At 70.6% G+C, this 14,366-nt stretch carries 14 protein-coding genes; all 14 read left to right on the top strand.

Going from position 1 to position 14,366, the window contains the following annotated elements; translation table 11 throughout:
• Positions 1 to 129: 129 nt before the first annotated feature.
• The 14 genes from P6F26_RS11725 (at position 130) to P6F26_RS11660 (ending at position 14,110) form a co-directional block, all read left to right on the top strand.
• A complete protein-coding gene (locus P6F26_RS11725) occupies positions 130 to 1,293 on the top strand; it encodes an isovaleryl-CoA dehydrogenase (protein WP_278028877.1) in 1,164 nt (387 codons plus the stop codon).
• A 6-nt stretch (positions 1,294 to 1,299) separates the two neighbouring features.
• A complete protein-coding gene (locus tag P6F26_RS11720) occupies positions 1,300 to 1,698 on the top strand; it encodes a DUF1622 domain-containing protein (RefSeq protein ID WP_278028876.1) in 399 nt (132 codons plus the stop codon).
• 7 nt (positions 1,699 to 1,705) lie between these two features.
• The gene (locus P6F26_RS11715) at positions 1,706 to 2,014 is read left to right on the top strand and encodes a hypothetical protein (RefSeq protein WP_278028875.1); all 309 of its coding nucleotides are present in this window, start codon (positions 1,706 to 1,708) and stop codon (positions 2,012 to 2,014) included.
• Positions 2,011 to 2,730, top strand: a complete 720-nt coding sequence (locus tag P6F26_RS11710) for a flavodoxin family protein (RefSeq protein WP_278028874.1) — start codon at positions 2,011 to 2,013, stop codon at positions 2,728 to 2,730. The genes P6F26_RS11715 and P6F26_RS11710 overlap by 4 nt, the downstream gene beginning before the upstream one ends.
• A complete protein-coding gene (locus P6F26_RS11705; protein WP_278028873.1) occupies positions 2,727 to 4,328 on the top strand; it encodes a carboxyl transferase domain-containing protein in 1,602 nt (533 codons plus the stop codon). The genes P6F26_RS11710 and P6F26_RS11705 overlap by 4 nt, the downstream gene beginning before the upstream one ends.
• A 244-nt stretch (positions 4,329 to 4,572) precedes the next feature.
• Positions 4,573 to 4,995 (top strand): ASCH domain-containing protein, encoded by a 423-nt coding sequence (locus P6F26_RS11700; RefSeq protein ID WP_278028872.1) that lies wholly within the window; start codon positions 4,573 to 4,575, stop codon positions 4,993 to 4,995.
• Positions 4,988 to 5,545, top strand: a complete 558-nt coding sequence (locus tag P6F26_RS11695; RefSeq protein ID WP_278028871.1) for a macro domain-containing protein — start codon at positions 4,988 to 4,990, stop codon at positions 5,543 to 5,545. The genes P6F26_RS11700 and P6F26_RS11695 overlap by 8 nt, the downstream gene beginning before the upstream one ends.
• Complete coding sequence (locus P6F26_RS11690) at positions 5,545 to 7,494, top strand: acetyl-CoA carboxylase biotin carboxylase subunit (protein ID WP_278028870.1); 1,950 nt, start codon at positions 5,545 to 5,547, stop codon at positions 7,492 to 7,494. Before P6F26_RS11695 ends, P6F26_RS11690 begins: the two co-directional genes overlap by 1 nt.
• A complete protein-coding gene (locus P6F26_RS11685) occupies positions 7,491 to 8,159 on the top strand; it encodes a glutathione S-transferase family protein (protein WP_278028869.1) in 669 nt (222 codons plus the stop codon). Before P6F26_RS11690 ends, P6F26_RS11685 begins: the two co-directional genes overlap by 4 nt.
• Positions 8,159 to 9,019, top strand: a complete 861-nt coding sequence (locus P6F26_RS11680) for a hydroxymethylglutaryl-CoA lyase (protein WP_278028868.1) — start codon at positions 8,159 to 8,161, stop codon at positions 9,017 to 9,019. The genes P6F26_RS11685 and P6F26_RS11680 overlap by 1 nt, the downstream gene beginning before the upstream one ends.
• Positions 9,020 to 9,066: 47 nt before the next feature.
• The gene (locus P6F26_RS11675) at positions 9,067 to 9,849 is read left to right on the top strand and encodes a crotonase/enoyl-CoA hydratase family protein (RefSeq protein ID WP_278028867.1); all 783 of its coding nucleotides are present in this window, start codon (positions 9,067 to 9,069) and stop codon (positions 9,847 to 9,849) included.
• 134 nt (positions 9,850 to 9,983) lie between these two features.
• A complete protein-coding gene (locus tag P6F26_RS11670) occupies positions 9,984 to 10,961 on the top strand; it encodes an NADPH:quinone reductase (RefSeq protein WP_278028866.1) in 978 nt (325 codons plus the stop codon).
• Between the two features lie 92 nt (positions 10,962 to 11,053).
• Positions 11,054 to 12,622 carry an AMP-binding protein gene (locus P6F26_RS11665; RefSeq protein ID WP_278028865.1) on the top strand — a complete coding sequence of 523 codons (1,569 nt, stop codon included), beginning with the start codon at positions 11,054 to 11,056 and terminating at the stop codon, positions 12,620 to 12,622.
• A 168-nt stretch (positions 12,623 to 12,790) separates the two neighbouring features.
• Entirely contained in the window at positions 12,791 to 14,110 is a 1,320-nt protein-coding gene (locus P6F26_RS11660; protein WP_278028864.1) for a PQQ-dependent sugar dehydrogenase, read from the top strand.
• Positions 14,111 to 14,366: the final 256 nt, after the last annotated feature.

The raw sequence follows: 14,366 nt of genomic DNA, 5'->3' as shown, positions 1-14,366 counted from the left end.
ATCGCGGCATCGGCGCATGGGCGCAACGGGCCATCGGCGTGGGGGGGGCGAGCGCCCGAATCCTTTGACAGGACGGCGCGCGGCGCCTATTAAATGAACAACCGTTCAATTAAGGGGAGGGCGGGTGCCATGTTCATGGCCTCGATGACGTTCGATCTGGGCGACGACGTGAACGCGCTGCGCGAGATGGTGCATCGCTGGGCGCAGGAGCGGGTGAAGCCGATGGCGGCCGCAATCGACCGCGACAATGCGTTCCCGAACGAGCTGTGGCGCGAGCTGGGCGAGCTGGGCCTGCTCGGGATCACCGTGGACGAGGAGTTCGGCGGCGCCGGCATGGGCTATCTCGCCCACACGGTCGCGGTCGAGGAGATCAGCCGCGCCTCGGCTTCGGTCGGCCTGTCCTACGGCGCGCATTCCAACCTCTGCGTCAACCAGATCAAGCTGAACGGCACGCCCGAGCAGAAGCGGAAATACCTGCCCCGGCTGGTCTCGGGCGAGCATGTGGGCGCGCTGGCCATGTCCGAGGCGGGCGCGGGCTCGGACGTCGTGGGCATGAAGCTGAGGGCCGAGAAGCGAAATGACCGCTACGTCCTGAACGGCACGAAATACTGGATCACCAACGGACCCGACGCCGACACGCTCGTGGTCTATGCCAAGACCGACCCCGAGGCGGGGTCCAGGGGCATCACCGCCTTCCTCATCGAGAAGGAGATGAAGGGGTTTTCCACCTCGCCCCATTTCGACAAGCTGGGGATGCGGGGCTCGAACACGGCGGAGCTGGTCTTCGAGGACGTCGAGGTGCCCTTCGAGAACGTCCTTGGCGAGGAAGGCAAGGGCGTGCGTGTCCTGATGTCGGGCCTCGACTACGAGCGCGTCGTGCTGTCGGGCGTCAACATCGGCATCATGGCCGGCTGCCTCGACGAGGTCATGCCCTACATGAAGGAGCGTCACCAGTTCGGACAGCCCATCGGGAACTTCCAGCTCATGCAGGGCAAGATCGCCGACATGTACACGGCGATGAACTCTGCCCGCGCCTATGCCTACGAGGTCGCCAAGGCCTGCGACCGGGGCGCGGTCACGCGGCAGGACGCGGCCGCCTGCGTCCTCTACGCCTCCGAGGAGGGCATGAAGGTCGCCCACCAGGCCGTGCAGGCGATGGGCGGAGCGGGGTTCATGAACGACAGCGCGGTCTCGCGCATGTTCCGCGACGCCAAGCTGATGGAAATCGGTGCGGGCACGTCGGAAATCCGGCGTATGCTGGTCGGAAGGGAGTTGATGGCGGCCACGGGATGACGCGGGATGGAGGGCTTCGGCGACATGGAACAGAGCGAAGGGATCCTGCACACGGATCTTGCGGCTCTCGTGCACCTGCTGGAATGGGTCTCGGCGATCATCGACCTTCTGGCGATCGCGGTCATGCTGATCGGCGCCGTGCGTTTCCTGATCGGCTTCGTCACGGCCGAGGTCCGGCGGGGAGAACCGACGCGCGCCAAGATCATCAACCGCGAGCGGGTGGAGCTTGGCCGCTACATCCTGTCGGGGCTGGAGCTGCTGATCGTGTCGGACATCATCCACACGGCGCTGAGCCTCCGGCTGGAGGACCTTGTCTTCCTTGCCCTGCTCGTCGTGATCCGCTCGGCGATCAGCTACTTCCTCGACCGCGAGATCCGCGAGATCAAGAAGGACCCCGAGCGGTGAGGGCGGCATGAGACGCGGCATCGCACTGCCCCTTGCCGGTCTCGTGACCATCGCGCTTGCGGTGGGGGTCAGGCTTGGCGTCGACGCGCGGGTGCCGAGCGAGACCGAGATCATCGAGGCCGCCGCGGAAGACTACGTCGCCGAGACGGGCGGTGCGCGCACCGACTGCTATGCGCGGCCCTCGCCCGTCGATGGCGTGCGGCTGGTCGTGACCTGCGAGCCCGAGGGCGGGGCGCGGTGGCTGGGCGCATACGACGCCCGCGGCCGCGCGGTGGCGGTCGATCCCGAAACCCTGGACGAGGAGCCCGCGACATGAGCGACTTCCGAGGCCTGAAGGCCGTCTACGTCAACACCTCCCTCAAGAAGAGCGCGAAGGACAGCCACACGCAGCTTCTGCTCGATGCTTCGGCGCGCATCATGGAGGGGCAGGGTGTCGCGGTGGAGCGGCTGCACATGCTCGATCACCACGTCCCGCCCGGCGTCTACCCCGACATGACCGAGCATGGCTGGGACCGCGACGACTGGCCGAAACTCTGGGAGACGGTCGGTGCGGCGGACATCCTCGTCGTGGGCACGCCGATCTGGCTGGGCGAGGAGAGCTCGGTCTGCAGGGTGCTGATAGAACGGCTTTACGCGATGTCGGGTCTTCTGAACGACAAGGGCCAGTCCGTCTTCTACGGCAAGGTCGGCGGCACCGCCGTCACCGGCAACGAGGACGGCATCAAGCATGTCGCCATGAGCGTGGGCTTCGCGCTCAATCACCTCGGCTACGTCATCCCGCCGCAGGCGGACTGCGGCTGGATCGGCGAGGCGGGGCCCGGCCCGTCCTACGGCGACGACGACGGCAGGGGCGGGCGCGTCGGCTTCGACAATGACTTCACCAAGCGGAACACGACCATCATGACGTGGAACCTGATGCACATGGCGCGACTGCTGAAGGACGCGGGCGGCCTGCCGAACGAGGGCAACGACCGCAACGCCTGGGGCGCGGGCGCGCGCTTTGGCTTCGAGAACCCGGAGTACCGCTCGTGAGGCTCCGCTCGTCGCTCGTCGCGGGGTCCGAGGAGGCCCGCGCCAACCGCGCCGCGCATCTCGAGGCGCTGCGCGCGGCCGAGGACGCCGCCGCGCTCGCGGCCGCGGGCGGCGGCGAGAGGGCCCGCGCCCGCCACGTCTCGCGCGGCAAGATGCTCCCGCGGGAGCGGGTGGCGAACCTGCTCGATCCCGGATCGCCCTTCCTCGAGATCGGAGCGACGGCGGCGCACGGGATGTATGACGGCGCAGCCCCCGCCGCCGGGGTCATCGCGGGCATCGGCCGGGTCATGGGCCGAGAGGTCGTGGTCGTGTGCAACGACGCCACCGTGAAGGGCGGCACCTACTACCCCATGACGGTCAAGAAGCACCTCCGCGCGCAGGAGATCGCAGAGGAATGCCGGCTGCCCTGTATCTACCTCGTGGATTCGGGCGGGGCGAACCTGCCTCAGCAGGACGAGGTCTTTCCCGACCGTGACCATTTCGGACGCATCTTCTTCAACCAGGCCCGGATGAGCGCGAAGGCGATCGCGCAGATCGCGGTGGTCATGGGATCGTGCACCGCCGGGGGCGCCTATGTGCCCGCGATGTCGGACGTCACGATCATCGTGAAGGAGCAGGGGACGATATTCCTCGCCGGCCCGCCCCTGGTGCAGGCCGCGACGGGCGAGGTCGTGAGCGCGGAGGACCTCGGCGGCGGCGACGTTCACACGCGGCTTTCGGGAGTGGCGGACTACCTCGCCGAGGACGATGCGCACGCCCTCGCGCTGGCGCGGCGGGCGGTGGCGTCGCTCGGCGATGCCGGGGGCGCGGGTCCGGTTCTCGGCGGTCGCCCGCCCGCCCACGACCCCGAGGAGCTGTTCGACGTGGTGCCCGCCTCGCCCTCGACGCCCTACGACATCCGCGAGGTCATCGCGCGCATTGTCGACGACAGCTGGTTCGACGAGTTCAAGCCGCGGTTCGGCGAAAGCATCGTGACGGGCTTCGCCGAGGTGATGGGCCTGCCCGTCGGCATCGTCGCCAACAACGGCGTGCTGTTCAGCGAAAGCGCCCAGAAGGCCGCGCATTTCGTCGAACTCTGCTCGCAGAGGAAGACGCCGCTCGTGTTCCTGCAGAACATCACCGGGTTCATGGTGGGGCGGCGCTACGAGAACGAGGGCATCGCGCGCCACGGCGCGAAGATGGTCACGGCCGTCGCGACGACCTCGGTGCCGAAGATCACGATGCTGGTCGGAGGTTCCTTCGGGGCCGGAAACTACGGCATGGCCGGGCGCGCCTATTCGCCCCGGTTCCTGTGGACATGGCCCAATTCGCGCATCTCGGTCATGGGTGGGGCGCAGGCGGCGGGGGTTCTGGCCACCGTCAAGCGCGCGGCGATGGAGAAGGCGGGCGAGGACTGGTCCGCCGAGGCCGAGGCGGAGTTCAAGCGGCCCACGATCGAGATGTTCGAGCGCCAGTCGCACCCGCTCTACGCCTCGGCGCGCCTCTGGGACGACGGCATCGTGGACCCGCGCAAGTCGCGCGAGGTGCTGGCCCTGTCGCTCTCGGCGGCGCTGAACGCGCCCATCGGCGAGACGCGCTTCGGCGTGTTCCGGATGTGACGGCGATGGCACGGCGCGAGAAGGTCATGCCGTTCGCCCGCGATCATCGCGGGCCCCCGAAATGGGGCATGGGCCTGCCGGCCCGGCGTCCGGGGAGGGGGCGTCGTTTCGGCCCGATGGCGGTCACGCGCGGTGTGCTCGCGCTCATGCTCGGCCCCGCATGGCACGCGCCGGGGGGGCAGATGATCGCGGCGGGCCATGCGCGCCTGTGTCTCGGCGGACGCAGGCAGGCATGGTGCGCGGCATGAGGGTCGAGGACATCAGGGCGCGGTATCGTGATGCCGAGACCTATCGCTTCGGCGACAGCCCGGCGCTGTCGGACGCACTTCTCGCGCTGGTGCGGTCGGGGCGCAAGCGGGCCACCTGCACCGCCATCGCCGAACTGGCGGCCGGCGAGGCCGAGCCGGTTGTCGGGCGCTGCGACATCGTTCTCGACTTCGAGGATCGCCCGCAACTCGTCACGCGGACGCTGGAGCTGCGCCGGACGACCTTCGCGGAGATGACGGAAGAGATGGCGCTGATGGAAGGCGAGGACGAGACGCTGGCGGGCTGGCGCGCGGGCCACGAGCGCTACTACCGGCGCGCGGGCATCTTCGCGCCGGACATGGCGCTGATCTGGGAGCGGTTCGAGGTGGTCGAGGATCTCGGGGGTGCGCACGATGCCTGAGATCGAGGTCATCGAGGGCGACATCGCCGCGTTCGAGGTGGACGCGATCGTGAACGCGGCCAACCGCTCGCTTCCGGGCGGCGGCGGGGTCGACGGAGCGATCCGCCGCGCGGCGGGGCCGTGGCTTCCGGCGGAGTGCCGCGGGCTCGGCGGATGCGGGACTGGACAGGCTAAGGTGACGGGCGGCCACGGGCTGCGGGCGCGTCACGTGATCCGCACGGTGGGTCCGGTCTGGCGCGGCGGAGACATGGCCGAGGACGATCGGCTCGTCTCGTGCTACCGCGAGAGCCTCGCCCGCGCGTCCGAGATCGGCCACCGGCGCGTGGCCTTCCCGGCGATCTCGACCGGGATCTACGGCTTTCCGGCGGATCGGGCGGCGCGGATCGCGGTCGCCACGATTCGGGCAGAAGCGCGCGCCCGTGGAGCGGGCGCTGCTGGTGGCCTTCGACGCGGCGCTGGCGGAGAGTGCGCCATGAGACGGTCGGGCGCGCGGGCGCCGGACATGACGGGGGCCGCGCGGCCCGGGACGGGAAAGGCCGGGAGGGGCTGATGTTCGACAGGATCCTGATCGCGAACCGGGGCGAGATCGCGGCCCGCGTGATCGAGACGTGCCGCAGGCTGGGCGTCTCGACGGTCGCCGTCCATTCCGACGCCGACGCGAACGCGCGTCATGTCCGGATGGCGGATGTCGCCGTGCGGATCGGCGGCCCCAAGCCCGCAGACAGCTACCTGCGCGCCGACACGATCATCGAGGCCGCGCGGGCCACGGGCGCGCAGGCGATCCATCCGGGATACGGGTTCCTGTCGGAGAACCCCGATTTCGTCGAGGCCGTGGAGGCCGCGGGCCTCGTCTTCGTCGGCCCCTCGGCGAAGGCGATCCGGGCCATGGGCCTGAAGGACGCGGCCAAGGCGCTGATGTCGGAGGCCGGGGTGCCGGTCGTGCCCGGCTATCACGGCGCGAACCAGGAGCCCGAGCACCTGTTCGGTGCTGCGGACGCGATCGGCTACCCGGTCCTGATCAAGGCCGTGGCGGGCGGGGGCGGCAAGGGGATGCGCAAGGTCGCGGGCCCCGAGGCGTTCATGGACGCGCTCGCCTCCGCGAAGGGCGAGGCGGCGACCGCCTTCGGCAACGACGCCGTCCTGATCGAGAAGTTCGTCGAGAAGCCGAGGCACATCGAGGTGCAGGTCTTCGGTGATGGCGCGCGCGCGGTGCACCTCTTCGAGCGCGACTGCTCGCTCCAGCGCCGGCACCAGAAGGTGATCGAGGAGGCGCCCGCGCCCGGCATGACGGCCGACATGCGCGAGGAGATGGGCACCGCCGCCGTGCGCGCGGCCGAGGCCATCGGCTACGCGGGCGCAGGTACGGTGGAGTTCATCGTGGACGCGAGCGACGGCCTGCGGCCCGACCGCTTCTACTTCATGGAGATGAACACGCGGCTTCAGGTCGAGCATCCCGTGACGGAGGCGATCACCGGCGTGGACCTCGTGGAATGGCAGCTTCGCGTCGCGTCGGGAGAGGCGCTGCCCGCGCGTCAGGAGGAACTGTCGATCGCGGGCCATGCCATCGAGGCGCGGCTCTATGCCGAGGACGTGCCCAAGGGCTTCCTGCCCGCGACGGGGCGGCTTGCGCACTTGTCCTTCGGCGCGGGCGCGCGGGCGGATACCGGCGTCGGCGCGGGCGACGAGATCAGCCCGTGGTACGACCCGATGATCGCCAAGCTGATCGTGCACGGTCCCACGCGGGAGATCGCCCTGCGCCGGATGGACCGCGCGCTGGCCGGGACGGAGGTGGCGGGTTCGGTGACCAACCTCGCGTTCCTGCGGCGGCTCGTGCGCCATCCGCGCTTCGCCTGCGGCGACGTGGACACCGGCCTGATCGACGCGCATCTGGACGAGCTTGCCGCACCGCCCGCGCCCGGCGCGGCCGTCATCGCGCTCGCGGCGGTGGCGGCGATGGGGCTCGATGCGGACCCGCCGCCGCTTTGCGGGTTCCGCCTGTGGCACGGGTTGCGGCAGACCGTGCGGCTGGGCCGGGAAGGCGCGACGCTTGCGATCGCGGTCGAGACGCGGGGGGAGGGCGACTCCGAGGTCACGGTGGAGGAAGGGCGCGTGGGGTTGCGGCGCGCGGGCGCGGACTGGCTGGTGGAGGGGCGCAAGACGGCGATGCGCGCCGTCCGCCTTCCGGGGCGCGTCGTGGTCTTCGACGGCGACGCCCACGAGTTCGACGTGATCGACCCGCTCGACGTCGCGGCGGAGGCGGGCGCGGGAGGGGACCGCGTGGAGGCGCCGATGCCCGGACTGGTGAAGGCGGTTCTCGTTTCGGCCGGCGACCGCGTGGAGCGGGGCCAGCGGTTGGCGGTTCTGGAGGCGATGAAGATGGAACATGCGCTCGTGGCCGGTCGCGACGCGGTGGTCGCGGAGGTCCTCTTCGCCGAGGGATCGCAGGTCGAGGCGGGTGCGCCGCTGATCCTGCTCGAGCCGGCGGAGGACGCGGCATGATCCGGCTCCATCACGTTCCGCAGAGCCGGTCGATGCGGACGCTGTGGCTTCTGCACGAGCTGGCCGTGGAGTTCGAGGTCGTCGAATGGCCTTTCGACAGGTCGCTGCGCTCGCCCGAATTTCTCGCGCTGAACCCGGCCGGGCGGGTGCCCGCGCTGGAGTTCGAGGGCCGGGCGATCTGGGAGACGGGGGCGATCACCGAGATCCTCTGCGAGCGCTTTCCCGCGACCGGGATGGGCCGCGCGCCGGACGACCCGGAACGGATCGACTGGCTGATCTGGGTGCATTTCTCCGAGACCCTGAGCCAGCACGTCGCGGCCCTGACCCAGCAGCACATCGCGCTGCGCGAGGACGCCATGCGCTCGCCGGTGATCATGTCGCTGGAGGCGAAGCGGGCCGGGAAGTGCCTTGCGGCGGTGGACGCGCGCCTGCAGGGGCGGGAGCATCTGCTCGACCGTGGCTTCTCGGCGGCGGACGTGAGCGTGGGGCAGGCCGTCTACATGGCGCGGCATTTCGTGCGGACGGAGGCCTTTCCGGCGCTGCAGGCATGGTATGGGCGCATCACGGCGCGGCCCGGCTTCGTCGCGAGCCTGCCGGTCGAGGACGCCGACCGCCTCTACATGCGCGACTACTACGAAGCATGGCCGATGCCGGAGGCGCGCTGATGGGCGAACGGGCGGAGATCTTCGAGGTGGGCCCGCGCGACGGGTTGCAGAACGAGGCGCGGCTGATCCCGACGGCGGAGAAGGTCGCGCTCATCGACTGCCTGAGCGGCGCGGGGTTCCGCCGCATCGAGGTGGCGAGCTTCGTCTCTCCGAAATGGGTGCCGCAGATGGCCGACAGCGGCGAGGTGCTGGCCGGCATCGCGCGCGCGACCGGCGTGAGCTACGCCGCGCTGACGCCGAACATGAAGGGATACGAGCGCGCGCGCGCGGCGCGGGCTGACGAGGTGGCGATCTTCGGCTCGGCCTCGGAAGGGTTCTCGCGCGCGAACATAAACGCCTCGATCGAGGAGAGCCTCGCGCGGTTCGCTCCGGTCGCGGATGCCGCGCGGGCCGACGCGGTCCCGGTGCGCGGCTACATCTCCTGCGTCGTGGAATGTCCCTACGATGGCGCGGTGGAGCCCGCCGCCGTGGCGCGCGTCGCCGCGCGGCTGCGCGACATGGGCGTCTACGAGATATCGCTGGGCGACACGATCGGGCGGGCGACGCCCGAGGCCGTGGACGCCATGCTGGCCGCGGTGCTGGACGAGGTTCCGGCCGCCCGCCTTGCGGGGCATTTCCACGACACGTCGGGCCACGCGCTCGACAATGTCGAGGTGGCGCTGGCGCGGGGCCTCAGGGTCTTCGACGCGGCGGTGGGCGGCCTCGGCGGCTGCCCCTATGCGCCGGGGGCCGCGGGCAACGTCGCGACAGAGGCCGTGGCCGGACGGCTGTCGGCGCTGGGCTACGAGACCGGCCTCGACATGGACAGGGTCGGCGCGGCGGCGGCCATGGCGCGCGCGATGCGGAGCGGCCACGCATGAGCGTCGGGGCGGCGGCGCCGCGCGGGACGCGAGAGGGAGGACGGGCGATGGAACAGACGATCGGGATCGCGGTCGATCCGCGGGGGGTCGCGCAGCTGACCCTGAAGCGGCCGGAAAAGCACAACGCGATGAACGCGCAAATGATCGCCGAGCTTGCCGGAGCCGCGGCCCGGCTGGGCCGGGACCCCGCGGTGCGGGTCGTGGTGCTGACCGGCGAGGGACGGTCGTTCTCGGCGGGGGGCGATCTTGCATGGATGCGCGCGCAGATGGAGGCGGACGCCGCGAGCCGGGCGCGCGAGGCGCGCAGCCTCGCGGAGATGCTGGGCGCGCTCGACGCCATGCCCAAGCCGCTGATCGGGCGGGTGCAGGGGCAGGCCTTCGGCGGCGGCGTCGGCCTGATCTCGGTCTGCGACGTGGCCGTCGGCGTCGAGGAGGCGAAGTTCGGCCTGACCGAGGTGCGTCTGGGGCTGATCCCGGCGACGATCGGCCCTTATGTCGTGGCGCGCATGGGCGCGGCGCGGGCGCGGCGGGTGTTCTTCTCGGGGCGGATCTTCGGGGCGGCGGAGGCGGTGGATCTGGGCCTGCTGGCGCGGGCGGTTCCGCGCGACGCGCTCGACGCGGCGGTCGAGGCCGAGATCGCGCCCTACCTGTCGGCGGCGCCGGGGGCGGTGGCTGCGGGCAAGAAGCTGGTGGCCGACCTCGGGGCGGGCGTGGACGAGGCTCAGGTCGCGATGACGATCGAGGCGCTGGTCGGCCGATGGGAAAGCGAGGAGAGCGCCGAGGGGATCGGGGCCTTCTTCGAGAAGCGCAAGGCGCGCTGGATGGAATGAGTGCGCCGCGCGGGGCGCGGCGCACGCGCCGGTTGGCGAAGGGAAGGGGGCTCTGCCCCCGCCGGCTGACGCCGGCTCCCCCGGAGTTTACCGGCAAGGATGAAGCCCGTTGAGAGGATCGGAGGGAGCGAGAGATGAAGGCTGTCTGGTACGAGCGGTTCGGCCCCGCGCAAGAGGTCCTGACGCTTGGCGAGATGCCCGACCCGGAGCCCGCGCCGGGTGAGGTGCTCGTGCGGTTGCGGGCTTCAGGCGTGAACCCCTCGGACGTGAAGCTGCGCGCCGGCGCGCGTCCCGGAGCGGCGATGGCCCATCCGAGGGTGATCCCGCATTCCGACGGTGCGGGGGTGATCGAGGCCGTGGGCGCGGGCGTTGACCCCGGCAGGGTCGGCGAGCGCGTGTGGGTCTGGAACGCGGCCTGGCAAAGGGCGTTTGGCACCGCGGCGCAACTGGTCGCGCTGCCCGCCGAGCAGGCCGTGCGCCTGCCCGAGGGCACGAGCTTCGCCGAGGGCGCGTGTTTCGGCATTCCGGCGATGACGGCGTGGTACGCGGTGATGGGCGACGGCCCGGTGGAGGGCCGGACCGTGCTGGTGACGGGTGGTGCGGGCACCGTCGGGCGCTATGCCGTGCAGATGGCGCGCGCCGCCGGGGCGCGGGTGATCGCCACGGTCTCCTCGGAGGAGAAGGCGCGCCATTCCACCGCCGACGAATGGGTGAACTACCGCGACGCGGACGTGGCCGAGGCCGTCATGGAGATGACGCAGGGCGCGGGCGTCGACCGGATCGTGGAAGTGGATTTCGGCGCCAACCAGGCGGTGGACCTGGCGCTGGTGAAACCGGGCGGCACGATCGCCGCCTACGCGTCCGCGGCCGAGATGGTGCCGCGGCTGGAGTTCTATCCGTTCATGTTCAAGAACGTCCGGCTGCACATGCTGATCGTCTATCAGCTGGCCGGGCGGATGCGGCGCGCGGGGGAGCGGCAGCTGGCCGAATGGCTCGAGGCGGGGGCGCTGTCCCATGCCGTCGTGCCTGGCGGAGGGCTCGCGGATTGCGCCGCGGCCCACGACCTCGTGGCGTCGGGCGGCAAGCTCGGGACGGTGGTTCTGGACACCTGACCCGCCAATCGTGCTAGCCTTCTCGCCGAGGGCGGCGCGGGGTCCTGAGGGAGGGCTGCGTCACGCCGGGGGAGCCGGGGGGAGAACGTGGCATGACTGGATTTCCGAGCCGTCACGGAACGGTCGAGGTCGACGAGGTATCGATCTCCGAAAAGCTGTTCGAGGGCCTTGTCGGGCGCGAGGACGAGCAGGTCATCATCGACGGGCCGACCGGCCGCGCGCTGACCGCGGGCGCGCTGATGGAGCAGATCCGGAGGCTTGCGGGCGGTCTGACCGAGCGCGGCGTCCTGCCCGGCGGAACGGTGGCCGTCCTTGCGCCGAACATGCCGGAATACCCGGTCGTCTTCCATGGCGTGGCGCTGGGCGGTGGGACGGTCACGACGATCAATCCCACCTACACCGCCCCCGAGATCACCCATCAGCTGAACGATTCAGGCGCCACGCTTCTGGTCACGATCCCGATGTTCGCGGAACTGGCCGAGACGGCGATCGCGGGCACGGGCGTGCGCGACGTCGCGGTGATCGGCGCAGAGAGCGGGCTGTCGCTGGACGACCTGATGGGCCGGCCGCTGGAGGCGCAGGCGCCGGTGGACCTTCGCGAGCATGTCGTCGTGCTGCCCTATTCGAGCGGGACGACCGGGCGGCCCAAGGGGGTGATGCTGACGCACCGCAACCTCGTGGCCAATGTGCAGCAGGCCGGCGCGGTGGCCGGGATCACGCCCGACGACGTGGCCGTGGCGTTCCTGCCGTTCTTCCACATCTACGGGATGACGGTGATGATGAACCTGTTCCTGGAGCGGCGCGCGAAACTGGTGACGATGCCGCGCTTCGACCTCGAGCTGTTCCTCGGGCTGATCGCGAGGCACCGGGCGACGCGGCTTTACATCGTGCCGCCTGTGGCGCTGGCGCTGGCGAAGCATCCGATGGTGGCCGAGCACGACATGTCGTCGGTCCGAGAGGTGTTCTCGGGCGCGGCGCCGCTTGGGCCGGAGACGGAGATCGCGGTGGGCGAGCGGCTGGGCGCCTCGTCGGTGCAGGGCTACGGCATGACCGAGCTGAGCCCGATCAGCCACATGACGATCGGCGGCGACGCGCGGCATGGCTCGAGCGGGCAGGCCGTGCCCTCGACCGAATGCCGGATCGTGAACCCCGAGACATTGCAGGACATGGGGCCGGGCGAGGAGGGAGAGCTGTGGGTGCGCGGGCCGCAGGTGATGAAGGGCTATCTCAACAATCCGCAGGCCACCGCCGAGTGCCTGACGCCGGACGGCTGGCTGCGCACCGGGGATCTGGCCGTCATCGACGGGGACGGCTTCATGTTCATCCGCGACCGGCTGAAGGAACTGATCAAGTTCAAGGGTTTCCAGGTGGCGCCGGCCGAGGTCGAGGCGGCGCTGATCGCCCATCCCGGCGTGGCGGATGCCGCCGTCACCGCGCGGCGCGACGAGGAGGCGGGCGAGCTTCCCGTGGCCTTCGTCGTGCGCGCTCAGGGGCCTTCCGGGTCCGAGGTGACGGAGGCGGAGTTGCGCGCCCATTGCGAGGGCTGCCTCGCGCATTTCAAGCATCCTTGCGAATACCGCTTCGTGGACAGCGTGCCGAAATCGGCGTCCGGAAAGATCCTGCGGCGGCAACTCCGCGACCTGATGGCGGCCGAAGGCTGACGGCGCGGGGGCGGCCCGTTCGCCCCGTCGCCGGGGCCGGCCGCCCGGACCTGCCTCAAGGGATCGTGAAGCTCGAGGCCGGCCTTTCGCTGGAACGCGCCCCGCGCGCGACCGTTGGGAGCCGGGGATGACAATTCCCCGATCTGAAAGACCGAGGGAGCACGTTTCATGTCCATTCAACGATCCACGCCGTTCGCGGCACCTCTCGTTGCGGCCACCGCCATGGCCGCGACCCTGTCCTCAGGCGCGCCCGCCGTGGCGCAAGGGGGTGATGCGCCGGGGCCCAATACCACCAGCCTCGGCCACGAGGTCGTCGTGTCCGGCCTGCAAGTGCCGTGGGACATGGCGTTTCTCGACGATGGGACGCTGTTCTTCACCGAGATCTGCAAGGGCCTGTCGGTGCGGATGCCCGACGGCGGGATCAACCGCCTTCTGGGGATGGGCGACGCCGAGGGTTACGCCACCTTGGCCGACGACCTGTTCTGCAACGGGCAGGCGGGCATGAACGGCGTGGCGCTCGACCCGGACTTCGAGGAAAACCGCCGGATCTACGTCTATTCCGTCTCCGAGATGTCGGAGCCGCCCACCAACCGGGTCATGCGCTTCACGGTGAACGAGGCATTCAGCGGCCTGTCGGACCGGACCGACCTGATCGAGGACATCCCCTACAAGGTCGACCCGACGGATCACCCCTTCGGCAATCCCGGCGCGCATAACGGAGGGCGCATCCGGTTCGGGCCGGACGGCTACCTTCACGTGACCACCGGCGACAACCACAATCCGGAACTCCCGCAGGGTCCGCAGACCCTCGGCGGCAAGGTGCTGCGCATCACGACGGACGGTGCGCCCGCGCCCGGCAACGGAACGCCCGAAGGCTTCGATCCGCGGATCTTCACCTATGGACACCGCAACGTGCAGGGAATCGCCTTCGACCCGGACACGGGAACGCCGATCATCACGGAGCACGGTCCCTGGCATTCCGACGAGATCACGCCGCTCGAGGCCGGCGGCAACGGCGGTTGGGATCCGCGCGCGAACATGGCCGGGCGCGGCGACTGTCCCGACGACTATTGCGGCTACATGCCGAACCAGATGGAGGGCATGAACCGCTACGAGCGCGCGTCCTTCATGCCGATGACGGACTTCGAGACCTATCCCGACGCCATGGCGCCGATCTGGGAGAACAACAACTACTCGCAGGGCATCACCTCGATCACCTTTCTCGAGGGCGAACAGTGGGGCGCATGGGACGGCGACGCGGTCGTGGGCTACATGGGTATCGGCTTCGGTGGCACGCCGATCGGCCAGCGCATCGACGTGCTGGATCTCGACGATGACCTGACCGTGAATGACGTGACCGAGATGACGCTGCCGATGGACGCCGGCCGGTTCCGGTCGCTCGTTCTCGCGCCCGACGGAAGCCTTTATGCGGCGGTCGACGCCGGTATGGTCCGCCGGCTGGTGCCCGGCGGCGCCGACGCCGACTGAGCGCGGGGGCGCGTCGCGCGCGGGGTGCCCTTTCTGCCAGGCGGATCTGCGCGGCAGGCCGCGACGCCTGCCGCGCAGGTCGTTGGGGACCGCGCGAAAAACACGATGCCCCCGTGACCGTGACGTGCAGCGCGGCCGCCCCGCACGAGCCGGGCCTTCGCCGGAGGCCGCGGCGGTGTTGCTGCGTGCGAGGCGGACCGGGTAAATCGCGGCCCGCCTTGCCCGGGACACCCAGAGCCGAACCCTGCCACGAGAC

This window comes from Roseicyclus salinarum (genome assembly GCF_029624655.1).
GTDB classification, from domain to species: domain Bacteria; phylum Pseudomonadota; class Alphaproteobacteria; order Rhodobacterales; family Rhodobacteraceae; genus Roseibacterium; species Roseibacterium salinarum.
The sequence above is the reverse complement of the archived record's forward strand: the minus strand, read 5'-3'. Positions and strand labels throughout refer to the sequence as shown.